Below are 21,483 nucleotides of genomic sequence, written 5' to 3' on the forward strand. Positions count from 1 at the left end.
TACCCCCGACGGCCGTCCAGCGCGGCCGCAAACCATTCAGAGGTCGTACCGTCCCAGCTCGACGTCGGCGAGGAACCGCTGCCAACCGGCGCCGCCGAAGGCCAGCACCGGACCGGCGGTGTCCTTGCTGTCGCGGACGAGTACCTGTCCGGGCGACCGAGCCGCTTCGACGCAGTCTCCTCCGGGCATCGAACGGCTGCTCTTGCGCCAGACCGGTGCGGTGGCGGCGTGGTCATCCGCGTTCCGCGAAGCTATCGTGGACATGGCGAACTGCACCTTCCTTTCATGTCGTTGATCGGCGGGTCGGTCCGTTATCGAGGTGGCGTTCCGCCGCGACGCGGCGCCGTCCTCGAAGGCATGGCCTTCTTGCTGTCTGTGGTGGGCGCGAGAAGGCCATCGTCATGCTGTGAGTAGGGAAACCGTCAGATTCCCGCCGTGATATGCGGTAAGGGACCACGACGGGAACCTGATGGTAGGAGTTTCGGTACTGCCGGAGACATGAGCTCACTCCGTCGGGAACTCAGTTACCCCCGATTTCCGGTGTCAAGGTATGCGCAATCAGCTTCCTCTCCGTTGACCACAGGCGGCTAGGACCAGCCCTTGGGCGAACATCAGGGCGGCGCCGGTCAGGACGACCCATTCATGCGCCGCCTCTTTCACGATCGCCACCACCGTCCAGGCGAGTCCCCCCGCGCCCGTCAGCACCATCGCCACGGTCGTCAACCGGTCGGGCCGGGGGGACGGCCGATGCGGTCGAGTCGGACGCGCGCCCGGTCGCTCGTGGCGGGCACCCGTGCCCGCTCCCTCGTGGCGGACGTCCTGGACCTCGGCGGCGTCATCGGCGTCGAAGGTCTCCGGGGCGCGCGGCGCGGCGCCCGTGATCTGAGCGATCTCCCGCTCGATCACGGCGTCGTCCGCGCGGGTGGCCGCGATCTCGTCGTTCATCGCGGCGTGCAGGTGTCGTCGCCGGGCGCCGATCTCGCCGTCCGTGGGCGCGGGTCCCTCCGAGATCCAGAGCAGGATCACCGCTCGCTGCCGGAACGGGAGTCGCTCCACCGCGTCCATCACCCTGCCGAGGAGCTCGCGCCTGGACCGCTCCCCGGCCTCCGCTGTCCCGGCGGCGCCGTCTTCGGCGGCCATGTCGTCGAGCACCGCGTCCAGCTCGTCCAGCGCCGAGTCCTGCTGCTCCCGGGAGAACGACGCGGCGTAGTCCGCGATCGCCCGCTCGGCCCTGGAGTGCTGTTCGAGTTCGCTCACCGCCGTGTTGTGAGCGGTCTGCAAGACGTAGCTTCTCGGGTTGCTCCTGATGTCGGGGTGGTGCCTCCAGACCTCCGTCCAGGCCTTCTGTGCCACGTCGTCCGGGTCGACGCCCGTCCCGCGGAGCAGCTTGCGGAGGTACCACAGCACGGGATCGCGAAGGTCCCGGTACAGGACCGGGAACGGTGGAGGGTCCAAGTTCGCCACCTCACTGTCCTCCTTGCCCGGCACCCGGCCGCCCGTCGCGCTCTTCGACTCCATGACCGGGCCGGCTTACATGCCCGCCGCCGGGCCCGCGGCGACGGCCTCGGGACGGCCGGCACAGGGCGGGGAACTGGTCCTGCATGAACGGGGCTCCTTCGGGGTGAGGCCCGGCCGGGACAGGCCTGGGCGCGGGCGACGGAGGTCGTCCTGACTCAGTGCGCCACAGGTCTGACCGTGCGAGTGACCATGAATGCCGAAGCGGAACGAAGCGGAAGGACGTGAGCGGGCCTGGACCGGACCACAGCAGGTGGCGGGGACGACCAGCGCACCGCCGCCCTCACTCGGGACGAGCGGTTCCGCATCGTCTCGTTCTCTTCCACTTCGTTCCGTTCAAGGACGCCCAGACCATGGCGTATGACCTGAACTGGCCCTTCACGGGAAACGGAACGAAGCGGAACACTTCGGAAGCGTGTTCACGTCCATGCGCATCGTCCTGGCGGTGCAGGATGTGATTTATGCCTGCGATGCACTTCTTCGCATGGCTTAGCCGGTGTGACCGCACATGTGAAAGCAACCGACCATGGCCGATGAGGCAGCTTCTTCCCGGTATGACTGCGTTCCACGACACACGTCCCTCATCCAGAACCTGAATGATTTTCTCGTTTTCTGCGGGAAGCCGAGCCTCGGCGACATCAAGCGGATCTCCAAACAGCTGGCCGCCCGCTACGGCCCGCGCTACGCCACCGTGGACGAGCTGCCGACCGCCACCGTGAGCGCGGTCCTCGCGGGCAAGCGCAAGAGGCCGCCCAAGCAGGCGTGGCTGGTGGCGTTCGTCCTGTCCTGCGAGTGGTACGCCTGGACGGAGGGCGCCGCGCTGACCGAATGGGCCGACGGCGCCCGGCGGACCGGTCCCCCGGACCCGGAGAAGGTCCTGGCCTGCTGGATCGAGGAGCACCAGGCCGTCCAGTACGAGGCGGTACGGCACCCGGCGGCACCGCACGACGCGGTGCGGGAGCGGCGCCACCGCACCGTGCGGCCGGTCGCCTCCCCGGCCGATCCGGTAGCCGCGGTGCCGGTGTCCGGCCAGGCCGAGCCCCCTGCCGACCGTCCGCCCGCCCTCGTCTCCCGGCAGCCGCCCCCGGTGCAGCGGCCGCTGCCGCCTCCGCCGTCCGGGGACGGCGCGGTGACGCCGTCCTACGGCTCGTTCTCGGGGCACTCGGGCACCACGGCGATGCGGGAGGCGATCGGCGCCGCCCGCCCGGGCCAGGTGGCCGGGCCGCCGATGGACGCGTCGCAGCGGCGCATCCGCCAGGCGTTCGGCGTGCTCGGCCTCCAGCTCTACGACCGGGCCGAGGAGGGCCACGTCGAGGCGGCCTTCCGGCTGGGCGCCCTCCTGTGCGCCGACCTGTCGACCACCGAGGGGCGCTTCTACCTGGAGAAGACCAAGGACCGGCGGCATTCGCGCGCGGCGGCGCTGTGCCGTATCCGGGAGCCCGAGCGGCTGCGGCAGCGCGCCTTGCGGACCGTGTACGCGTTCGCCCGCGCCGCCCATACCGACAACGAGGTGCAGACCGCCGTGTCCTACTGCGCGGTGGCGGCCCGCAACGACCACGCCGACGCGGCGCACATGCTCGCCACCCTGCTCACGGCGCTCAACCAGCCGGAGCTCGCCGACCGCTACCTCCGGCACGCCGCCGCGCTCGGTCACAGCGCCGCACGCGACCACGTGGGTCCTGACGGCACCATCCTCCACTGGTCGGACGAGCGGGCCCAGCAGGAATCGATCAGGCTGCTGGCGCGCATCGCCCCCGAGCCGCGCTTCGACAGCGCGAACGCCACCCAGCCGATCGACATGGCCGCCCTCTTCGCCAAGATGAAGGCCGACGAACTCGCCGAAGCCGTCCAGCGGACGCTGACCGTCCCTCCGAAGTCTCCGGCCCGAGTGAGCGGCTGATCAGGCGCCGTCGGGCCGGCGCCCCGGCGTGTCAGTGTGTGGGTTCTAGTTCTAGTTCCAGTTGCTCGTGCGCCGGGGCGGGTGGGGGCGGTGGGGTGGGGCGGGGGCGGCCGGGCCACCACCAGTTGGCGTGGCCGAGGAGGCTCATCAGGGCCGGGACGAGGACGAGGCGGACGATCGTGGCGTCCACGGCGACGGCGACGGCGAGGCCGAGGGCCATCATCTTCACCGTCGGGTCGGGCTGCGGCACGAAGCTCGCGAACACGAAGATCATGATGAGCGCGGCCGAGGTGATCAGGCGGGCGGTGGCGCCGATGCCGATGACGACGCTCTCGTGCGGGTCGCCCGTGCGCTCGTACTCCTCCTTGATCCGGGAGAGGAGGAAGACCTCGTAGTCCATGGACAGGCCGAAGATCAGCGCGAACATGAACAGCGGGACGAAGGACATGATCGGGATGGCCTGGTCGACGCCGAGCAGCCGGATGCCCCAGCCCCACTGGAACACGGCCGTGACGACGCCGAACGAGGCGCCGATCGACAGCAGGTTCATCAGCGCGGCCTTCACCGGGACGACGATCGACCGGAACGCGACGATCAGCAGGAGCAGCGCGACGCCGACGACGGCGATGACGACGGTGAGCATCCGGTCCCCGACCGTGTCGGCGAGGTCGATGATGGCCGGGTTCTCGCCGCCGAGGTAGATCTCGGCGCCCGGGTGCGCCTTCCGCACCGCCGGGATCTCGGTGCCGCGGAGCCGGTGGACGAGGTCCGTCGTCGCCTGGACGTGCGGCGCGTCGCGCGGGATGACCTGCAACGTCGCTGTCGTCCCGGTCACGGCGGGTTCGGCCACGTAGGCGATCCCGGGCACCTCGGAGATCCGCTGCCGGAGCTCCTGGGCGATGAGCGTCGCGGTCCTGTCGGGCTTCTTGGTGAGGTCGGGCGCGCCCTTGACGGTGGTCTGCGCGGGCGTGGTGGGGCGGGGCGCCTGCGGTCCGGTGAGGCCGCCGAGTCCCTGCGGGCCCTTGACGACGGGCGCGCCGTCCTTGCTGGCCTTGGGTTTCGGGGTGGGCGGGGCCTTGACGCGCTTCACCGGGCCCGGGACCTTCGCCACGATGACGAACGGGCTGTAGTGCCCGGCGCCGAACTCGCGGGCCACGATGTCGTAGGCCTGCCGCGACTCCATCTTCGGGGAGGACGTGCTGTCGGACATCACGCCGAAGCGCAGGCTGAGCGTCGGGACGGCCATGGCCAGCAGGACGAGCGTCGCGGCGACCGCGTACGGCCAGGCGTGCCGGTCGACGTGCCGGCCCCAGGCCGTCCAGCGCTCGGAGGCGCGGTCCGGGCGGACGCGGGGCAGCCGGTACCGGTCGATGCGGTCGCCGAGGGCGCCGAGGACGGCGGGCAGCAGGGTCAGCGCGGCCGCCACCATGATCGCGACGGCGAGGGCGGCGGCCAGCCCGATCCGTCCGATGAAGGTGATGCCGGACAGGAACAGGCCGCAGATCGCGAAGACGACCGTCCCGCCCGCGAAGACGACGGCGTGCCCGGAGTGCGCCATCGCGTGGCCGACGGCCGTCTCGACGTCGTCGCCCGCCGCGAGCTGCTGCCGGTACCGGGTCACGACGAACAGGGCGTAGTCGATGCCCGCGCCGATGCCGAGCATCGCGGCGATCATCGGGGCGGTCGGATGCACCTCGCCCAGCGACGCGGAGAAGTGGATCAGCGAGTAGGCGATGGCCATCCCGCACAGCGACACGAGGATCGGGATGCCGGCCGCGAGGTAGGAGCCGAAGGCCAGCAGCAGGACGAGCAGCGCGAGCATGATCCCGACGCCCTCCTGCGGCCCGCCCTTCGGCTGGTTGATGATCATCGCGGCGATGCCGCCGAACCGGACCTCCAGCCCGGCCTGCCGCGCGGGCTCGACGGCGTCGTTGAGGAGGTCGAGGTCGGCCTTGCCGACGTCGCCCATCGTCCCCTTGAAGTTGAGGCGGATGACGACCGCCTCGTGGTTCCGCATGCCGCCCATGCCCTGGACGTAGGGGTTCTCGGCGAACGCGACGCGGTCCAGCCGGGTGATGTTCTCGATCGACTGGCCGACGACCAGGGCGACCCGCCAGTCCCCCGGGCTCGCGTCGCGGGTGGCGTGGAAGACGACGGTGGCGGTCGGCCCGGTCTGGGCCGGGAAGTCCTGGCGCAGGGTGTCGATGGCGCGCTGGGTCTCGGTGCCCGGGAGCGTGCTCTGCTGGACGAACATCCCGCCGTGCGCGAAGCCGAGGACGCCGGCGCCGAGGATGGCGACGAGCCACAGCCCGAACACGGCACGCCGCCTGCGCACGCAGAAACGCCCCAGTGCGTCCAGAAATCGCGCCATGGTCGCAGAGAAACACGTACGGGCTGATATTTGCAATAGATGCAAGTTTGCAGCCATGGTAACGTTCGTCACATGGGCGAGCCAGGGGCCGGCCGGGAGACCGGGCCTCGTGCGACGTCGGCGGGCCTGCGGGAGCGCAAGAAGCGGCGCACCCGGCGGGCGATCGCCGCCGCCGCGCTGCGCCTGTTCGCCGAGCGCGGCTACGAGGAGACGACGATCGCGGACATCGCCGCCGCCGCCGACGTGTCCCCGCGGACGTTCTTCAGCTACTTCCCGAGCAAGGAGGACGTCGTCTTCGCCGAGGTCGACGACCGGCTCGCCGAGGTCGCCGAGCGGCTGCGCCGCACCCCCGGCGAGTCGCCGCTCGCCACGCTCCGGCGCAGCGTCGTGGACGTGCTGGAGGCGATCGTCACCGAGCACGGCGAGTACGGCGCCGTCCAGGTCGGGCTGATGCTGGAGCGGCCCGCCCTGCGCGCCCGCGCGCTCCAGCGGCTCACCGACACCCAGGACGCGATCGAGGTCCTGCTCCGCGACCTGTGCCCGGGCATCGGCGACATCGACGTCGTCGCGGCGGCGGGCATCGCGGTCGGCGGGATGCAGGCGGTGATCGTCCACTGCCGCCGCCACGGCTACGACCCGCACTCCATGCGGACGGCCCTCGACCGCGCCGTGGACATCGTCGAGAACGGCCTCGTCTCCGTCGAGGCCCTGGCCCTGCCCTCTACGGCCGCGCCGGAGTGCCCGGGCGAACCGTCCCCCTAGACGCCGGGCACCGGCGAGCGGAGGCGCCCGCGACCCGGTGCCCGGCCCAGGGGCTTGATCTCAAGCCTGCGGATACCGCGGTCACCAGGGGCCGTAGGGGCCCGAGCTCGAACCGCGCCCGCCGCGCTTCTTGTACGGCGCCACCGCCGGGCGGACGTCGGCGAGGTACACCGCGGCGGCGATGAACGCGGCGACCGGCAGGATGCCGAGCAGCAGCCCGATCGGCCGGATGCCGAGCGCGAGCGGCGCGACCGCGTGCGCGGCGCCGAGCACCGCCGCCACGATCAGGATGATCATCCACAGCTTCTTGCTCTGCTTGCTCGCCGCCGCGTACGCGCCCTCCGGGACGGTCAGCGCGTCGAACAGCGCCCAGACCTCCATGACGAACGCGATGATCAGGAGAAGCCAGAAGAAGTAGTCCAGCACATTGAAGTCGGCCACCGGCGATCAGCGCTCCTGCCTGTCTCGGACGGCGACCTCACGTCGCGCACACGGGCTCACCGTCCCAACCCTATGCCGCCTGTCCAGTCCGGATCGCGGACGCCACGTCGCCGCGGCCCGCCCCTGCCCAGAAGACGAGAAGGCCCGGCCGGGGGTTCCCCGGCCGGGCCTTCGCGTACCGTCCGCGCCTCGGCGGCCGTCCGGGCGGGTGCCCGGGCCGCCGCTCGGCGCGCGGCTCAGGCGTCGGTCTTCCGCGCGGTGGTCCGCGGCTGCGCCGGCTTGCGCTGCGGCTGCGCGGTGCGGGACCGCGGCCCCGGCTTCGCGTCCGCCTCGGTGATCTCGGCGACCTCGACGGCCTCGCGGTGCACGACCTTCTTGCCGCGCTCGGCGAGCTCGTCGATGAACTCGACCGTGCGGGTGCCGAAGTGGGTCACGTAGGCGACGGCGGCGCCGGGCAGGTCCTTGACCTCGACCCGGTCCTGCACCTTGGTGACGTTCTCGCGGACCTGCTCGCGGTAGCGGCCGACGGTCCCGCGGACCTCGCCCTGGTACCGGTTCGCGGCCTCGCGGGCCCTGTCCTGGACCTTGTCGACCGTCTGGCGCGCCCGGGTCACCTGCTCGGGGACCTCACGGATCTTCTCCACCGCGAAGTCGCCGGCGCCGGCCACGGTGTAGACGGCCTTGTTCTCGCGGATCGTGCTGGCCAGCGTCATCCGACCTCTTCCTTTCCGTCCTGTGCGTACGTCTGGTGCGTCTCGTGCTCGGCGTGCCCGGCAGCGGGCACGCCGGTGGCTTCGTTCTCCTTGAGGAACGACGCGTAGATGTCGAGCAGTACCTGCTTCTGCCGTTCCGTGAGGACGAGGTCGGCGCGGACGGCGGCCTGCACGTCCGTGTCGGCCTCGCGCTCCTCCAGGATCCCGGCCTGCACGTACAGCGCCTCGGCGGAGATCCGCAGCCCCTTGGCGATCTGCTGCAGGATCTCGGCGCTCGGCTTGCGCAGCCCTCGCTCGATCTGGCTCAGATACGGGTTCGAGATGCCCGAGACGTCCGCGAGCTGGCGCAGCGAGATCTTCGCCCGCGTGCGCTGCTCCCGGATGTACTCCCCGATGGAGCCGACCTTGGAACTCGCCATGTCTCCACCTTGCGTCATGGTGCTTGCAATTGCAAGCACGCTGGCTAGCACGTGGCCGTGATACCCCTCACAGCCGCGAACACCCACGTCACAGCCGTTGCCCCGCGTCCCCGCAGTCCCGTCCGCACCGCGTCGCGGCCGCTCCCGCCGCTAGCGGACCGACGCGCTCGACGCCGTCCAGGTGTTGCAGACCTCCAGGCGGCGCCCCTCGTACCCCCTGATCACCCAGCCCGCGTAGTTGCGGCCCGAGCCGTGGTCGCGCTGGTCGGGCGGGAGCCGCTCGTCCCCGCGCCCGCGCACGTCCAGCACCATCGCGACGTACTGCTCCCGCGTCATCGGCAGCGTCGCGCGCTCAGCGCCGAGGAACGCGCCGGCGAAGCACTGCGCCTGGAGCTCGATGCGGCGGCTGGCCTCCGTGCGGGCCGCGACGTCCGCCCGCTCCATCTCCTGGTGCCCGTACAGGAGGATCCCCGCGCGGTCCTGGACGTGGTGGCCGTACTCGTGCGCGATCACCCGGGCGAACACCGCGAAGTGCGACAGCGGCTCGCCGCCGGACGTCTGCACGATGTGCCGCAGCCCCACGTACATCGTGTTGTTGGCCGGGCAGTAGAACGCCGACGCGCCAGGGCTCGGGTAGGTGCCGCACGGGCTGCGCCCGGCCTCCTCCCAGAAGACGCGCTTCGGCGGGTCGAACCGCGCGTCGATCTTGCTGAACTGGCGGGTCCAGACCGTGTCGAGGCAGTCGCTCAGCACGTCCATGAACCGGCGCATGGACGCGGCGCCGTCCGAGATCGGAGGCAGCGCGCACCGCACGGGCGTCAGCGCGCCCGTCCCGTAGAGCCTGTTCGCGGTCGCCGTCTCCCGCGACGCCGTGCCGCCGGACACCGCGCCCGCCCGCGGGCCGATCCCGCCGTCGCCGAGGAGCGAGAACCCGAGGATCGCGAGGACGACCAGGGACGTCAGGCCGCCGACGACGCCGGCCACCGTCCCTCCGGCCGTGCGGCGCGGCGGCCGGCGCGGGGGGACGTACCCGTACCGCGGCGGACCGTAGGCAGGAGCGCCGTAGGGGGCGGCTGGCGGAGGTGCCGGGGGCGGCGGGGGGTAGTGACCTGCCATAGCGCAGAATCATCCCACGCGTTCCCGCTACCATTTGCCCCCATGTCCGTCTCGCCCCGTCGCCTGCGGCCCCCGGCCCTGACACTGGCGGCCGCTCTCCTCCTCCCGCTCGCGGCCGCCGTACCGGCGAGCGCGGACCAGGGCCCCGCGGCGGCCGGAGGCGCCGGCCGCACGTCCGCGGGCGAGGCCATCGCCGCGGCGGAACGCGTGCTCAAGGACGATGTCACCCTCACCGCGAGCCAGGGCGGCGTGACGCACGTCAAGGAGACGATCGTCTACCGGTTCTCCGGGCACGCCGGCTTCGAGCGGACGTACGTCACCCGCAGCCACGACAGCGTCACCGAGGACCGCGTCTACGAGATCCGCGGCATCCGGGCGTCGAGCCCGGACGGCGGCCCGACCCGCGTCGCCTCGTCCAGCGCCGGCACCCGCACCACCGTCAAGGTCACCGGGGCGCAGAAGCTCACCGGCACCCGCACCGTCGTCCTGGAGTACGACCTGCGCGGCGCGATCGACCGGCTCGGCGCCGTCGAGGAGCTGCGCTGGCCCGCCGTCGGCGGCTGGAAGGTCCCCGTGGACGACGCCCGCGCCACCGTCCAGGGCGGCGCCGCGATCCGCAGCGTCAACTGCTTCGCGGGACCGCTGGCCAGCACGATCGGCTGCACCCAGTACTACCTGAACCACGCGCACACGCAGGGCGTCTTCAGCCAGAAGCAGATGCTCGCCGGCGAGTACATGACGGTCGTCGCCGGCTTCCCCGCCGGGACCACCGGCGGCCACGCCCTCCACGAGCGCCGCCGCAACCTCGCGACCGCGTTCTCCGTCAACGCCGTCACCGCCGCCGCGCTGCTCGGCCTGCTCGCCCTGCTCGGCGGCGGGCTCCTGGCCCTCTACCTGCTGCGCGGACGGGACGCCCGCGTCGTCGGCAAGAAGGCCGCCGAGGGCGACCAGGCACCGGTGTCCGGCTCCGAGTTCGAGCCCCCGGACGGCGTCCGCCCCGGCCAGATCGGCACCCTCATCGACGAGCAGGCCGACGTCATCGACGTCACCGCCACGATCGTCGACCTCGCCGTCCGCGGCTACCTGCTGATCGAGGAGGAGGACCGCGCCGTCACCGGCCGCCTCGACTGGACGCTGCGCCGCCTCGACCGCCCCATCACCGACCTGCTGCCGTACGAGGTCATCCTGCTCGACGCGCTCCTCACCGCCCCGGACGGGACGTCCCGCGGCGCCGTCAAGCTGTCCGAGCTCGGCGGGACGTTCAGCACCCGGCTCGCCCAGGTCCGCTCCGCCATGTACGACGACGTCGTCCGGCAGGGCTGGTTCACGCGCCGCCCCGACACCGTCCGCTCCCGCTGGACCGTCGCGGGCATCGCCCTCACCCTGCTCGGCATCGCCGGGACCGTCGCGCTCGCCCTCACCACCGAGTGGGCCCTCGCCGGCCTCGCCGTGATCATCGCGGGCGCCGCGCTCGCCTACGGCGGCCAGTACATGCCCGCGAAGACCGCCCGCGGCGCGACCGTCCTCGCCCACACCATCGGGTTCCGGGCCTTCCTCGAACGCGGCACCGTCCCGGAGGGCGGCGCCGACGGGTACGGCACCGCGTCCCCGCAGCGCATCGCCCTGTTCTCCCGCTTCCTCCCCTACGCCGTCGTCTTCGACGTCGTCGAGAAGTGGGCCGAGACCGTCAAGGACGCGGGCGAGCGCGCCGAGGGGGCCGACAACCTCTACTGGTACGAGGGGCCCGCCGAATGGGACCTCTCCGGCTTCGCCGAGTCGATGCGCGTCTTCACGCTCGCCACGTCCGGCTCCATCTCCCAGTCCCGGGGCCTGTGACCCGAGCGCGGACGTGACGCGCTTCTCGGCCGGAACAGGGTTGAAGCCTTGCCCTCGGGTAGGGGCTCGGGCGAGGAGGTAACACCCAATGCTCGCCAGTATCCTCGCCAACACGTCCCCCCGGGGCCCGGTGATCTTCTGGATCATCGGCCCGATCATCGCGGCCTTGGCGCTCGCCGTGTGGCTCACCCTCACCGTGACCGCGGCGCGCCGCAGCGCCCGCCGGGGCGGCGGCTCGTCCGGGCGGGGCGACGGCTCTCCGCAGCGGGGCGCCGTCCAGGGCGGAGTCATCCAGGGCGGCCCCTCGCAGCGGACGCTCCGAGATCCGGCCCCCACGTCCCCGGACAGCGGGCGACCGCAGGACCAGGATCCCGAGCACTGACCGGCGCCTCCCGGACGGACGTCCCAGACCTTTCGGACCTTCCGGACGGAACGGCGTGGCGGCGCCCGCCGTGTTCCCGGCGCGCTCGACGGTCGCGCGCCGGGGCGGGCGCCGTCCGGGCCCGCGGTGGCCGTGACTCCCCCTCCCGTGCGGTCACCGCGGGTATCCGGCCCGGGCCCCGCTGACCCGACCGTCCGCCCCGATTCGTAAGATGTCTGACCTCTGACCATTTATGACGCAATCGGGGGTCACATGGCGTTGAGTCCGGTCCCGGGCAGGTCCACCGTGGACGCCGTCCTCGACCAGTTGCAGGCGCAGGTCAGCGGCGGGTCGTGGCGGGTCGGGCAGCGCATTCCCGGCGAGCTCGACCTCGCGGCGCAGCTCGGCGTCAGCCGCCCTGCGGTCCGCGAGGCGATCAGGGCGCTCTCCCACGTCGGGGTGCTCGACGTGCGGCACGGCGACGGGACGTACGTCCGCAGCACCGCGAACCCGCGCCCGCTGCTGCGCCGGGTGGCCCGCGCGACGGCGCGCGACGTCTTCGAGGTGCAGCTCGCCTACGACGTCCAGGCCGCGCGGCTCGCCGCCCGCCGCCGCACGGACGCCGACCTCCGGCGGCTGGAGGAGCTGCTCCGCGCCCGCGACGAGGCGACCGCGGCCGACGAGTCCGGGGCGGACGAGTTCGGCGCCGCCGACGCCCGCTTCCACCTCGGCGTCGCCGAGGCCACGCGCAACCCCGTCCTGATCGAGGCGATGCGCTTCTTCATCGTCCACCTGCACGAGTCGATGCGGACGATCCGGCTCGACCACGAGGTCCCCGAGGCCGGCCCGGCCGCGCACCGCGCGGTGCTGGACGCCATCGCGGCGGGCGACCCCGACGCCGCCGGGCGCGCCGCCGCCGCGGTCGTCGAGCCGACCCTCGCGATCCTGGAGCGCCTCGTCGGCGACCAGCCCGCCACTCCCGACCCCTCCGAGGAGGAGAACCTGTGACCCGCCCGAACTCCGCCGAAGCGGCGGCCCGCACCGCCCCCGAGAGCACCGCGACCGGCTCGGCCACCACCGGGCCGGGCGCCGCTCCCGGCGGGGCGGGGCATCGGCGGGCGCTGGGCGGGGCGCTGCTGCTGATCGTCATCGTCGCCGTGAACCTGCGGCCCGCCGTCGCCGCCGTCGGGCCGGTGCTCACCGAGCTCCGGGACGCGTTCCACCTCTCCGGGACGGCGGCGGGGGCGCTCACCACGCTGCCGCTGGTGTTCTTCGGCGGCTACGGGCTGCTGGCGCCGTTCCTGCGGCGGCCGCCGCGCGGCGAGACGCTGCTCGTGACCGCGATGGGCCTGCTGGTCGCCGGGCTGCTGCTGCGGCTGCTGGACGCGCCGTTCTTCCTGTTCGCCGGGTCCCTGGTCGCCGGGATCGCGATCAGCATCGGCAACATCGCGATGCCGGCGATCATCAAGCGGGACCACCCGTCCTCGATCACCGCGGTGACCGCGGTCTACACGGTCGCCGTCACCGTCGGCGCCTCCGCGTCGTCCGGGCTCGCGGTGCCCGTCGAGGACGCCTTCGACGCGTCGTGGCGGCTGCCGCTCGGGCTGCTCGCCGTGCCCGCGGCGGTCGCCGGCGCGATCTGGCTGCCGCGGGCGCTGCGCGCCGCCCGCGCGGCCCGCTCCGCCCCGCCCGCCGCCGCGTCCCGGGGCGTCGCCGCGCTGGTGTGGCGGTCCGGCCTGGCGTGGCAGGTGACGATCTTCATGGGCGTCCAGTCGCTGCTCGCCTACGTGGTGCTGGGCTGGCTCCCGACGCTCTGCCAGGACCGCGGGATGGGCGAGGCGCCGGCCGGGTACGTCCTCGCGCTGGCCTCGGCGGTCCAGGCGGTCGGGTCGCTGGCCGTCCCGATCCTCGCCCGGCGGATGCGGGACCAGCGCCCGCTGGTGATCGCCACGGTCGTGTTCACCTTCGCGGGCTTCGCGGGCGTGACCTGGGCGCCGATCGGATCCGTCTGGGGGTGGACGGCCGTGCTCGGCTTCGGCCAGGGCCTCGGGTTCGCCACCGCGCTGTCGTTCATCGGCCTCCGCGCGCACGACGTCCGCGTCGCGGCGCAGCTGTCGGGCATGGCGCAGGGCGTCGGCTACGTGATCGCGGCCCTCGGCCCGCTCGGCATCGGCGCGCTGCACGACGCCACCGGCGGTTGGAGCGTTCCGATGATCGTCGTGCTCGCGGTGACCGTCGTCCTCGCCGTCCCGGGGCTCCCCGCCGGGCGGATGCGGTCGATCGGCGGCTGACGTTCGGAAAACCTCCTTCCGGACGGACCAAAATCTCGCCCCGGGCTGGCATAAACGCGCCATATCGGGCACACGTCCGAGTCCAGGGGCGCCACCCGCATGCTGCCTCACCGGGGGCCGCGGCGCCGCAGGAGGTGGATCGAATGCTGGCAACGGTCATGGCCGACCCCGTCCTGGCCAACACGGCTCCGCGCGGCACGCTGTTCGGGCTGTGGCTCATCCCCGTCGTGGTCGTGCTCGGGCTGCTGGTCAGGTTCCCGATGCTCACGCAGGCGTCGTCCAGGAAGCTGCATCCGAAGCGCAGGCGGGACCAGGACAACCACCGCGGCGCCGAGCAGGGCGGCTTCTACGCCTACACGCCCGGCATGTACTCGCACAGCTACCCGCCCGGCGAGGTGAAGTACGAGGACGGCGAGCCAGGGACGCGGCACCACGGCGCCGCCGGGCCGGAGAGCCAGGACCGGAAGGTCGCCGGCGAGCGGAACCGGACGGTCAACGCCAGCGAGCACGACGCCTTGGAGCGGATCGACACCCCCGACCCGCGCGGACGCTCCACGAGGTGAGCGCGCCCGGGCTCAGCGGGCGAACGCGCCCGGGGCCGGGCGGATCGCGCCGACGACGTGCTCGCCGCCGTGCAACTCGACGGTCGCCAGGGCGTCCAGCGCCGCGGTGTCGGCACCGGCGGCCTCGTGGACGCCGAGGGCCCGCACCAGCGCGACGGTGACCGGCGTGCGGGCCCGCATCGCACCGTCGTCGATCTTGACGGCGCCGGCGCGGCCGTCCGCGAACCCGAACGCGTCCACGCCCTCCGCACCGCACTTGACCAGCAGGCCGGGGACGGCGTCCATCAGGAGCCGCTCCGCGCGGTGCGTGCCCGACGTCCACTGGGGATGGGTCCGCATCGCGTCGGCGACCTTGCGCTCGGGCGTCCCCGGACCCGCGATCGAGAGGGCACGGAAGGCCCGCGCGATCCCGGTCGTGGACACCGCGAACAGCGGCGCGCCGCATCCGTCGACGCCCACCGCGGCCGGGGCCTCGCCCGCCAGCTCCGCCACCGTCTCGCGGACGGCGACCTGGAGCGGATGCTCCACGTCCAGGTAGGACTCGATGGGCCAGCCCGCCGCGACGCAGGTGGCGAGCATGGCGGCGTGCTTGCCGGAGCAGTTCATCCGGAGCCGGGACCGGCCGCCGCCGAGCCGCGCGACCTGCTGCGCGACCTCGGGATCGAGCGGCCACTGCTCGGGGCACCGCAAATCCCCGGCGCCGAGCCCCGCCCCCGCGAGGATCTTCTCCGCGCCCTCGACGTGGAACTCCTCGCCGGAGTGGCTGCCCGCGGCCAGCGCGAGCAGCTCGCCGTCCAGATCGAGCCCCGAACGGAGCATGGCGACGGCCTGCATCGGCTTGTTGGCCGAGCGCGGGAACACCGGCTCCTCCGGCGACCCGGCCCGGACGGCGACCGAGCCGTCCGCCGCGAGCCCGATCGCCGACCCGCGGTGCCGGGACTCGACGAACCCCGAGCGCTCCACCTCGACCAGAACCGGATTGATCCCCATCTGCCCCCCTCATGCCCTCTGCGGCGCAATGCCCACTTTCATGGTCACTACCCCAGGTACCGGCGGTCACGGCCTCGCGAGGGCGGGAGTCAGCGGGACCGGACCTTGAGCAGGGCGCGGGCCTCCGCCGCGGACATCGGCGGGCGCTGCGCCAGCGTGGCGGCGGCCGCGGCGCGCTGGACCAGCTCCGCGTTGGACGCCACGGGACGTCCCTTGGCGTAGGTGACCGTGTCCTCCATGCCGACCCGCAGGTGGCCGCCGGCGGACAGGGCCGCGAACATGACGGGCAGCGTCGTCCGGCCGACGCCGGTCGCCGACCAGGTCGCGCCGTCCGGGAGCGCGTCGACGGCCGCGACGAGGCTGCGCGCGTCGCCCGGCATCCCGCCGGGAACGCCCATGACGAGGTCGCAGTGGACGTGGCCGCCGTACGGGAGCCCGTGCTTGTCCAGCAGCCGGTGCAGCGCCGCGACGTGCCCGAGGTCGAACAGCTCGAACTCCGGGACGATCTCCAGCTCCTGCGTGCGGCGGTACAGCTCGACCATGAACGGCCACGGGTTCATGAAGACGTCGTCGCCGAAGTTGACCGTCCCGCAGGTGAGCGAGCACATGTCGGGCGCGGCGTCCAGGACGCGGAGCCGGTCCTCGTAGGGGTCGGTGACCGCGCCTCCCGTGGAGAGCTGGACGATCAGCCCCGTGCCCTCCCGCAGCGCCGCGACCGTGTCCCGCAACCGGGACGGGTCGAGCGTGGGCCGCGCGCCGTCGTCGCGGATGTGCACGTGGACCACGGCCGCGCCGGCCGCCTCGCACTCCTTGGCCGTCCGGACCAGTTCATCCAGGGTGACGGGCAGGGCCGGGACGTCCGCCTTCGCGGACTCCGCGCCCGTGGGCGCCACCGTGATGAGCGTCGTTGCTCCCATAGGCGGCAGAATGCATGGTCATGCGTGCCGTAGTCCAGAGGGTGAGCGAGGCCAGCGTGTCCGTCGGGGGACGCGTCGTCGGCGAGATCGAGGGTCCGGGCCTCATGGTCCTGCTGGGCGTGACCCACGACGACGACGCGGGGAAGGCGCGGAAGATGGCCGCCAAGCTCTGGGGGCTGCGGATCCTCCAGGACGAGAAGGCGTGCTCCGACCTGAACGCGCCGCTCCTCGTGATCAGCCAGTTCACGCTCTACGGGGACGCCCGGAAGGGCCGCCGCCCCACCTGGACCGCCGCCGCGCCCGGCCCGGTCGCCGAGCCGCTGGTCGACGCGGTCGTCGAGGAGCTGCGCACGCTCGGCGCGAAGGTCGAGACGGGCGTCTTCGGCGCCGACATGAAGGTCGCCCTCACCAACGACGGCCCGATCACGCTCATCGTCGACATGTGAGATCTCACGTCAGGATGTAGGCCGTCCCCACGACGGCGGCGACGGTTCCGGCGACGGCAAGAAGGATGAGCGCGCGGTCGGCGACGGCGATGCTCCCCCGCGACCGGGCGCCCAGGCCGACGAGCCGTCGCAGGGCGCCGTTCTTCACCCGCTGATGCTCGGGCGTGCAGGCGAACAGGCGGCCCCTGGCCCGTTCCGTGCAGCAGGCGTCCTCGACCGTGACCCGGCACAGCGTGGGAACCAGGACCAACTGGTACAGGCACCAGGCCAGCAGCCCGAGCAGCGCCACATGCCACGACCGCAGCGTCCAGGCGGCCACCGCGAAGGCCGCGAACAGCGCCCACCACACGAGGGCCGACTCCCGGCGCCGGCGGCGGCGGGAACCCCGCCTGACCGCCGGCGGGTCCGTCTTGCCCAGGTTCACGACCATCGTAGGAATCCGCCTTCCCCGGGCCGCGGCCGGTTGGAAATCGTCTATATCCGACGATTTTCCCCCGAGGGCGGACGTTCTACCCCCGGTTCGCGGGACGCCGCCGAAGATCGATCTGAGCGTTCGCACCCGTGTCCGGCGACACCACGACCTCCTGCGCCGCGGCGACCCCGCCCGCCAGCAGCTCCACGTCCACCGGCACGTTCCGCTTGACCAGCGCCAGCGCGACCGGGCCCAGCTCGTGATGCCGGGCCGCGGACCCGACGGTCCCGACCGCCCGCCCACCGGGGATCTCGACCGGGTCGCCGTGCGCTGGCAGCCGGTCGACGCTCCCGTCCAGGTGCAGGAACACGAGCCGCCGCGGCGGCCGTCCCAGGTTGTGGACGCGCGCGACCGTCTCCTGCCCCCGGTAGCACCCCTTGTTCAAATGCACCGCGGACTCGATCAGCCCCACCTCGTGCGGGATGGTCTTGTGATCGGTGTCCACCCCGAACCGCGGCCGGTGCGCCGCGATCCGCAGCGCCTCGTACGCCCACAGCCCCGCGGGCCGCAGCCCCTCCGGGAACCCGTCCGCGCGCCGGACGATCCGCGTCTCGGTGCCCGCCACGTCCGGCCAGCGGAGCCCCTCGCCCACGGGCGGCCCGGTAACGACCATGTAGTCGGCGGAGACGTCCTCGACCTCGACCCGCAGCATGAACCGCATCCGGTCGAGGAACTCAACCAGGCTCGGCGCCGCCCCCGGCTCGACATGCGCCCAGACCGCCTCGCCGTCGTCCACAAGGGAAAGATGATGCTCGATGTGACCGTTCGGGCTGAGCAGCAGCGCCTCGGTCGGCTCATGGGGCTTCAGCCCGTCCAGACTCTGGCTCAGCAGGCTGTGCAGCCAGCTCAGCCGGTCGGGCCCCGAGACCCGCACGACACCGCGATCGCTCCGGTCGACGAACGCGCCGCCGCGTTCGAGCGCGCGCTGCTCCTGCGCGGGTTCCCCGTAGTGCGCGGCGACCTCCTGATCGGGGGCGTCGGCGGGAACGGCTCCGGGCGACTTCAGCAGCGGGCTCTCCATGCCACCCAGATTATGTGGCCCGGCAGTCCTTGCACCGCCCGTACACCGTGAGGTGGTGCACGTCCGTCTCGAACCCGAAGTCGCGCTCCAGCACCTCCGACAGCCCCGCCGCCGCGCGCGGATCCACGTCCTCCACCGTGTGGCAGCCGCGGCACACCAGGTGGATGTGCTCGGCGTCGGCCGCCAGATGGTAGTTCGGCGGCCCGTGCCCGAGGTGCGCGTGCTTGACCAGCCCGAGCTCCTCCAGCAGCTCCAGCGTCCGGTAGACGGTGGAGATGTTGACGCCGCGGGCGGTGCGCTGCACCTCGGTGCAGATCTCCTCGGGGGTCCCGTGCTCCAGGTTGGTGACCGCCTCCAGGACCAGCTGGCGCTGGGGCGTGACCCGGTACCCCTTCGCCCGCAGCTCCTCCTGCCACGACTCGACCATGTGCCGAGTCTATGTGCCGGACGTCACGGACGGGGGCGGCCGTAAATCCACTTGCCCGATCTCCGTCACCTCGCATAGCTTGCGAGGTACGCGCGAAAGGAGGTGGTCCAAGAAATGATTTCTTCTAGGGCTCGCGAGGTGGCTGCCCGCTAGTCGCCGTTCCGCCTCGGCGCCGCCGCCCCCAGGGCGGTGGCAACCGGTCGCGACGGTGACCGGCGAGAACCAGGCAGTTACCCGGTCCCCGGACCGATGGACCCGTCCTGTCCATCCCCCGCCCAAAGCGGGAAGGTCCGGGGACCGTTCCATACCCACCCGCGTGCGGCGGGTGCCTCCACCGAAGACCGGCCCGCCGGACCCGCCGGGGTCAGGCGACTCGTTTCAGTTGGGCTGAGAGGTGGGACTGGAGTTTCTGGCCCATCGCCGCCATGTCGTAGGCCCAGCCGAGGTCCTCGCCGATGAGGCCGTAGAGGCGGGTGCCGCCGGTGACCTCCTTCGCGGACTCGGTGCGGGCGACGACGTCGGTCTGGAGCTCGACGCGGCTGAAGGCGACGTTGCCGACGTAGATCTCGACGATGCCGGTCGGGTGCGCGAGCGTCACCTCGACGCCGTGGTCCGGGCGCGGCCTCCAGTAGCCGGTCTCGGTGGCGAGCCGGCGCCCGAGCGTGCCGTCCTTCTCGATGAGCCACGTGCGGCTCGAATAGATCAGGAACGGCTTCCCGATGTGGGTGAAGGACATCTCCTGGCCGAAGTTGAAGTCCTCGATCGTCGGGTAGCCGCCGACGCCGGCGCCCTCCCACGTCCCCAGCAGGAATTTCAGCGGCTCAAGGTCCGGGTGCAGCTCAGGCTCCATGGGGACCGAGCGTAGCGGCGCCCGGACGCCGCCGCGCGTCCCGCGCCGCCGTCCTTTCGGGAAGGGGACCGGCGCCCCTGGTTCCGGTCCCGTTCCCCGCGCAGGATCGGAGCGAACCGAAGGGCGGGCGCGTGCAGTATGTGATCGGGATCGTCGCCGCGGGCGTCCTCGTCGTCGGCTGGGTCTGGCGGATGCGGTACGCGGCGGTGCGCGGGGCGGCGACGGTGGCCTGCGCCGGGCTGCCGCGGCGGGCCGGGGAGCGGTGCGGCGTGGACGGGACGGCGTCCGCGTACGGGGTGCGGCCCGCGCCCTTCTCCGGGAGGCCGTGCGTCTGGTACCACGTCCGGGCGACGGCGAAGCTCAGAACGGGCAAGCGGGTCTTCCTGGACGAGCGGTCCGACGCCCCGCTGGTCGTCGAGGACGCGACCGGACGGCTGCCCGTGCCGCCCGAGGGCGCGTTCGTGGACGGTGCGGTGCGGAGCTTCGACGAGCGCCGCACGTCCAATGGGGATCTGCCGGGGCTGCCTTCGGAGGACGTCGTCCGGTACCGGTACGAGGAGTGGATCCTGGAGCCGGGACGTCCGCTGTACGTGGTGGGGACGACCGTGGAGTCGCCGCACGGGATCACGCTGGGCGCCGCGGACGGGCAGTTCATGGTCAGCGCGCGCGGCGCGCGGGCGCTGCGGCGGCGCGCGCTCGGGTTCATGGCCGCCGGTTACGGCGGCGGCGCGCTGCTGCTGGTGGCCGCGGTCGCCGTCGCGGTCATGGACGCCGTGTCGGACGACGGCTAGGTATCACTTCAGCCGCCCTAACCGCACCGCTAGCAGCAGCGCCGCGACGGCCGCCAGGCCGAGGAAGAGGACCAGGACACCCGCGTTCACCATGCCGCCCACAGGGGGATGGTACGGCGCCGGGCGGCGGCGCGTCGCGGGACGCGACCGGGCGGCGGCGCCGCACTAGAGTGCCGGGTATGGCGAGACCTCTGGTGATCAAGGTGACCGCGGGGGCGGACGCCCCGGAGCGGTGCAACCAGGCGTTCACGGTCGCGGCGGCCGCGGCGGCGAGCGGCGTGCCCGTCTCGCTCTGGCTGACGGGCGAGTCCGCCTGGTTCGCCCTGCCCGGCCGCGCGGCGGACTTCAAGCTCGCGCACGCGACCCCGCTGGACGACCTGCTCGCGGTGATCCTGTCCGCCGGCCGGGTGACCCTGTGCACGCAGTGCGCGGCGCGCCGCGAGATCGGCCCGGACGACGTCCTGCCCGGCATCCGGATCGCGGGCGCGCCCACGTTCGTCGAGGAGATCACGATGGACGACGTCCAGGCCCTCGTCTACTGACCGGCGCCGACCGGCTCGGCGCGGGCGGCACCGGCGCCCGCGGCACCGGCGCCCGCGACCAGGACGTCGGGGCGGACCGGGCGCGTCCTGCCCCCGCGGCGGGTCGCGACCGCGGTCAGGGCGCCCGCCGCGGCGGAGCCGAGGAGGCCCAGCATCAGGTCGCCGATGGTGTCGCGGTAGATCGTGACGGTCTCGGGCGTGTCGAGGATGAACAGCTGGTACTCGGCGAGCTCCCACAGGATCGCGGTGATCGCGCCGATGCCCGCGCACGACAGGGCGACCGCCCAGGACGGCAGCCGGCCCCAGCGGCGCACGGCGACGCCCGCGGCGGCGGCGAGCAGGAACCAGTTCCCGAAGTGGCAGGCGTCGTCGAACCGGTCGACGGTGTCGTAGAGGTCGAGGGCGTTGCCCGCGACATCGATGACGAACGGCGCCGTGATCAGCAGGTCGATGTCCCACGGGACGCCCCGGCGGCGGAACGCCGTCCACAGGACGGGCAGCAGCAGGACGGCGAGCGGGTAGCCGATCGCGCGGGCGCCCATGGCCTTGTCGGCGAAGCGGTCCCAGTCCGGGAAGGCGAGCGCGAGGACGAGCAGCGCGGCCAGCACGGCCTTGAGCAGGAGCGCGGGAAGGCGCCAGCGGGTGGTGTCCATGGCCCCCACCCTGGCGGACGCCCGGAACGCGCCGCATGAGCGCAGATACTCAGATCGTCCTGAGCCGTCCCTGCGGTTGATCGTCC

24 protein-coding genes are annotated in these 21,483 nt (G+C 73.0%); 10 read left to right on the top strand and 14 right to left on the bottom strand.

Annotated elements, in window-relative coordinates; genetic code table 11:
* Positions 1–36: 36 nt before the first annotated feature.
* Together E1300_RS05900 and E1300_RS05905 are read right to left on the bottom strand one after the other, a co-directional pair.
* Positions 37–264 (bottom strand): DUF397 domain-containing protein, encoded by a 228-nt coding sequence (locus E1300_RS05900; protein ID WP_131755848.1) that lies wholly within the window; start codon positions 262–264, stop codon positions 37–39.
* A gap of 294 nt (positions 265–558) precedes the next feature.
* Positions 559–1,455, bottom strand: a complete 897-nt coding sequence (locus tag E1300_RS05905; protein ID WP_165502693.1) for an RNA polymerase sigma factor — start codon at positions 1,453–1,455, stop codon at positions 559–561.
* 586 nt (positions 1,456–2,041) lie between these two features.
* Between E1300_RS05905 and E1300_RS05910 the strand changes: the two genes are divergently transcribed.
* Positions 2,042–3,415, top strand: coding sequence for a hypothetical protein (locus tag E1300_RS05910; protein WP_131755850.1), 1,374 nt, complete (start codon positions 2,042–2,044; stop codon positions 3,413–3,415).
* 31 nt (positions 3,416–3,446) lie between these two features.
* Here the strand turns inward: E1300_RS05910 and E1300_RS05915 are convergent, their stop codons facing one another.
* Positions 3,447–5,750: an MMPL family transporter gene (locus E1300_RS05915; RefSeq protein WP_165502694.1), complete on the bottom strand. Its 2,304-nt coding sequence runs from the start codon at positions 5,748–5,750 to the stop codon at positions 3,447–3,449.
* Positions 5,751–5,858: 108 nt separating this feature from the next.
* Here E1300_RS05915 and E1300_RS05920 point away from each other — a divergent pair, with 108 nt between their 5' ends.
* The gene (locus E1300_RS05920; RefSeq protein ID WP_131755852.1) at positions 5,859–6,548 is read left to right on the top strand and encodes a TetR family transcriptional regulator; all 690 of its coding nucleotides are present in this window, start codon (positions 5,859–5,861) and stop codon (positions 6,546–6,548) included.
* An 81-nt stretch (positions 6,549–6,629) separates the two neighbouring features.
* Here E1300_RS05920 and E1300_RS05925 read toward each other — a convergent pair whose 3' ends face one another.
* The 4 genes from E1300_RS05925 to E1300_RS05940 form a co-directional block, all read right to left on the bottom strand.
* Positions 6,630–6,989, bottom strand: coding sequence for a DUF2516 family protein (locus tag E1300_RS05925; RefSeq protein ID WP_278045344.1), 360 nt, complete (start codon positions 6,987–6,989; stop codon positions 6,630–6,632).
* 236 nt (positions 6,990–7,225) lie between these two features.
* The gene (locus E1300_RS05930; protein ID WP_207399504.1) at positions 7,226–7,702 is read right to left on the bottom strand and encodes a hypothetical protein; all 477 of its coding nucleotides are present in this window, start codon (positions 7,700–7,702) and stop codon (positions 7,226–7,228) included.
* Positions 7,699–8,121, bottom strand: a complete 423-nt coding sequence (locus E1300_RS05935; protein WP_131755853.1) for a helix-turn-helix domain-containing protein — start codon at positions 8,119–8,121, stop codon at positions 7,699–7,701. Before E1300_RS05935 ends, E1300_RS05930 begins: the two co-directional genes overlap by 4 nt.
* 150 nt (positions 8,122–8,271) lie before the next feature.
* Positions 8,272–9,105: a neutral zinc metallopeptidase gene (locus E1300_RS05940; protein WP_242618962.1), complete on the bottom strand. Its 834-nt coding sequence runs from the start codon at positions 9,103–9,105 to the stop codon at positions 8,272–8,274.
* 174 nt (positions 9,106–9,279) lie between these two features.
* Between E1300_RS05940 and E1300_RS05945 the strand changes: the two genes are divergently transcribed.
* The 5 genes from E1300_RS05945 (at position 9,280) to E1300_RS05965 (ending at position 14,288) form a co-directional block, all read left to right on the top strand.
* Positions 9,280–11,073: a DUF2207 domain-containing protein gene (locus E1300_RS05945; protein WP_131755855.1), complete on the top strand. Its 1,794-nt coding sequence runs from the start codon at positions 9,280–9,282 to the stop codon at positions 11,071–11,073.
* 88 nt (positions 11,074–11,161) lie between these two features.
* A complete protein-coding gene (locus tag E1300_RS05950) occupies positions 11,162–11,455 on the top strand; it encodes a hypothetical protein (protein WP_131755856.1) in 294 nt (97 codons plus the stop codon).
* A gap of 252 nt (positions 11,456–11,707) precedes the next feature.
* Positions 11,708–12,442, top strand: a complete 735-nt coding sequence (locus tag E1300_RS05955) for a FadR/GntR family transcriptional regulator (RefSeq protein ID WP_207399505.1) — start codon at positions 11,708–11,710, stop codon at positions 12,440–12,442.
* Positions 12,439–13,725, top strand: coding sequence for a CynX/NimT family MFS transporter (locus tag E1300_RS05960; RefSeq protein WP_242618963.1), 1,287 nt, complete (start codon positions 12,439–12,441; stop codon positions 13,723–13,725). The genes E1300_RS05955 and E1300_RS05960 overlap by 4 nt, the downstream gene beginning before the upstream one ends.
* A 143-nt stretch (positions 13,726–13,868) precedes the next feature.
* Complete coding sequence (locus E1300_RS05965; RefSeq protein ID WP_131755857.1) at positions 13,869–14,288, top strand: hypothetical protein; 420 nt, start codon at positions 13,869–13,871, stop codon at positions 14,286–14,288.
* Between the two features lie 12 nt (positions 14,289–14,300).
* On the opposite strand, the gene E1300_RS05970 is transcribed toward E1300_RS05965, so the two are convergent.
* Both E1300_RS05970 and E1300_RS05975 read right to left on the bottom strand, forming a co-directional pair.
* Complete coding sequence (locus E1300_RS05970; RefSeq protein ID WP_131755858.1) at positions 14,301–15,278, bottom strand: asparaginase; 978 nt, start codon at positions 15,276–15,278, stop codon at positions 14,301–14,303.
* 89 nt (positions 15,279–15,367) lie between these two features.
* Positions 15,368–16,195: a beta-keto acid cleavage family enzyme gene (locus E1300_RS05975; RefSeq protein WP_131755859.1), complete on the bottom strand. Its 828-nt coding sequence runs from the start codon at positions 16,193–16,195 to the stop codon at positions 15,368–15,370.
* 20 nt (positions 16,196–16,215) lie between these two features.
* Here E1300_RS05975 and dtd point away from each other — a divergent pair, with 20 nt between their 5' ends.
* On the top strand, positions 16,216–16,641 hold the full coding sequence (gene dtd / locus E1300_RS05980; RefSeq protein WP_131755860.1) for a D-aminoacyl-tRNA deacylase: 426 nt from the start codon (positions 16,216–16,218) through the stop codon (positions 16,639–16,641).
* Between the two features lie 4 nt (positions 16,642–16,645).
* Here the strand turns inward: dtd and E1300_RS05985 are convergent, their stop codons facing one another.
* The 4 genes from E1300_RS05985 to E1300_RS06000 form a co-directional block, all read right to left on the bottom strand.
* Positions 16,646–17,071, bottom strand: coding sequence for a hypothetical protein (locus E1300_RS05985; RefSeq protein WP_131755861.1), 426 nt, complete (start codon positions 17,069–17,071; stop codon positions 16,646–16,648).
* 79 nt (positions 17,072–17,150) lie between these two features.
* Positions 17,151–18,134: a CAF17-like 4Fe-4S cluster assembly/insertion protein YgfZ gene (gene ygfZ, locus E1300_RS05990; protein WP_131755862.1), complete on the bottom strand. Its 984-nt coding sequence runs from the start codon at positions 18,132–18,134 to the stop codon at positions 17,151–17,153.
* A 10-nt stretch (positions 18,135–18,144) separates the two neighbouring features.
* On the bottom strand, positions 18,145–18,561 hold the full coding sequence (locus E1300_RS05995) for a Fur family transcriptional regulator (protein WP_131755863.1): 417 nt from the start codon (positions 18,559–18,561) through the stop codon (positions 18,145–18,147).
* Between the two features lie 364 nt (positions 18,562–18,925).
* Complete coding sequence (locus E1300_RS06000) at positions 18,926–19,411, bottom strand: heme-binding beta-barrel domain-containing protein (protein ID WP_131755864.1); 486 nt, start codon at positions 19,409–19,411, stop codon at positions 18,926–18,928.
* A gap of 131 nt (positions 19,412–19,542) precedes the next feature.
* Here E1300_RS06000 and E1300_RS06005 point away from each other — a divergent pair, with 131 nt between their 5' ends.
* Both E1300_RS06005 and E1300_RS06010 read left to right on the top strand, forming a co-directional pair.
* Complete coding sequence (locus tag E1300_RS06005) at positions 19,543–20,202, top strand: GIDE domain-containing protein (protein ID WP_131755865.1); 660 nt, start codon at positions 19,543–19,545, stop codon at positions 20,200–20,202.
* A 179-nt stretch (positions 20,203–20,381) separates the two neighbouring features.
* The gene (locus E1300_RS06010) at positions 20,382–20,744 is read left to right on the top strand and encodes a DsrE family protein (RefSeq protein ID WP_131755866.1); all 363 of its coding nucleotides are present in this window, start codon (positions 20,382–20,384) and stop codon (positions 20,742–20,744) included.
* Here E1300_RS06010 and E1300_RS06015 read toward each other — a convergent pair.
* On the bottom strand, positions 20,738–21,397 hold the full coding sequence (locus E1300_RS06015) for a DUF2238 domain-containing protein (RefSeq protein ID WP_131755867.1): 660 nt from the start codon (positions 21,395–21,397) through the stop codon (positions 20,738–20,740). The two genes, E1300_RS06010 and E1300_RS06015, sit on opposite strands and share 7 nt — an antisense overlap.
* Between the last annotated feature and the right edge of the window lie 86 nt (positions 21,398–21,483).

It is taken from the genome of Actinomadura fibrosa, from assembly GCF_900659615.1.
Taxonomy (GTDB): Bacteria; Actinomycetota; Actinomycetes; order Streptosporangiales; family Streptosporangiaceae; genus Spirillospora; species Spirillospora fibrosa.

What these genes read in the sequence shown, in the direction of transcription:
- E1300_RS05950 (WP_131755856.1), top strand. Translation starts at nt 11,162, where the DNA reads ATGCTCGCCAGTATCCTCGCCAACACGTCCCCCCGGGGCCCGGTGATC.
- E1300_RS06000 (WP_131755864.1), bottom strand. Translation starts at nt 19,411, where the DNA reads ATGGAGCCTGAGCTGCACCCGGACCTTGAGCCGCTGAAATTCCTGCTG.
- E1300_RS05930 (WP_207399504.1), bottom strand. Translation starts at nt 7,702, where the DNA reads ATGACGCTGGCCAGCACGATCCGCGAGAACAAGGCCGTCTACACCGTG.
- E1300_RS05920 (WP_131755852.1), top strand. Translation starts at nt 5,859, where the DNA reads ATGGGCGAGCCAGGGGCCGGCCGGGAGACCGGGCCTCGTGCGACGTCG.
- E1300_RS05970 (WP_131755858.1), bottom strand. Translation starts at nt 15,278, where the DNA reads ATGGGGATCAATCCGGTTCTGGTCGAGGTGGAGCGCTCGGGGTTCGTC.
- ygfZ (WP_131755862.1), bottom strand. Translation starts at nt 18,134, where the DNA reads ATGGAGAGCCCGCTGCTGAAGTCGCCCGGAGCCGTTCCCGCCGACGCC.
- E1300_RS05955 (WP_207399505.1), top strand. Translation starts at nt 11,708, where the DNA reads ATGGCGTTGAGTCCGGTCCCGGGCAGGTCCACCGTGGACGCCGTCCTC.
- E1300_RS05975 (WP_131755859.1), bottom strand. Translation starts at nt 16,195, where the DNA reads ATGGGAGCAACGACGCTCATCACGGTGGCGCCCACGGGCGCGGAGTCC.
- E1300_RS05985 (WP_131755861.1), bottom strand. Translation starts at nt 17,071, where the DNA reads ATGGTCGTGAACCTGGGCAAGACGGACCCGCCGGCGGTCAGGCGGGGT.
- E1300_RS05965 (WP_131755857.1), top strand. Translation starts at nt 13,869, where the DNA reads ATGCTGGCAACGGTCATGGCCGACCCCGTCCTGGCCAACACGGCTCCG.
- E1300_RS06010 (WP_131755866.1), top strand. Translation starts at nt 20,382, where the DNA reads ATGGCGAGACCTCTGGTGATCAAGGTGACCGCGGGGGCGGACGCCCCG.
- dtd (WP_131755860.1), top strand. Translation starts at nt 16,216, where the DNA reads ATGCGTGCCGTAGTCCAGAGGGTGAGCGAGGCCAGCGTGTCCGTCGGG.
- E1300_RS05935 (WP_131755853.1), bottom strand. Translation starts at nt 8,121, where the DNA reads ATGGCGAGTTCCAAGGTCGGCTCCATCGGGGAGTACATCCGGGAGCAG.
- E1300_RS05995 (WP_131755863.1), bottom strand. Translation starts at nt 18,561, where the DNA reads ATGGTCGAGTCGTGGCAGGAGGAGCTGCGGGCGAAGGGGTACCGGGTC.
- E1300_RS05910 (WP_131755850.1), top strand. Translation starts at nt 2,042, where the DNA reads ATGGCCGATGAGGCAGCTTCTTCCCGGTATGACTGCGTTCCACGACAC.
- E1300_RS05945 (WP_131755855.1), top strand. Translation starts at nt 9,280, where the DNA reads ATGTCCGTCTCGCCCCGTCGCCTGCGGCCCCCGGCCCTGACACTGGCG.
- E1300_RS05900 (WP_131755848.1), bottom strand. Translation starts at nt 264, where the DNA reads ATGTCCACGATAGCTTCGCGGAACGCGGATGACCACGCCGCCACCGCA.
- E1300_RS06015 (WP_131755867.1), bottom strand. Translation starts at nt 21,397, where the DNA reads ATGGACACCACCCGCTGGCGCCTTCCCGCGCTCCTGCTCAAGGCCGTG.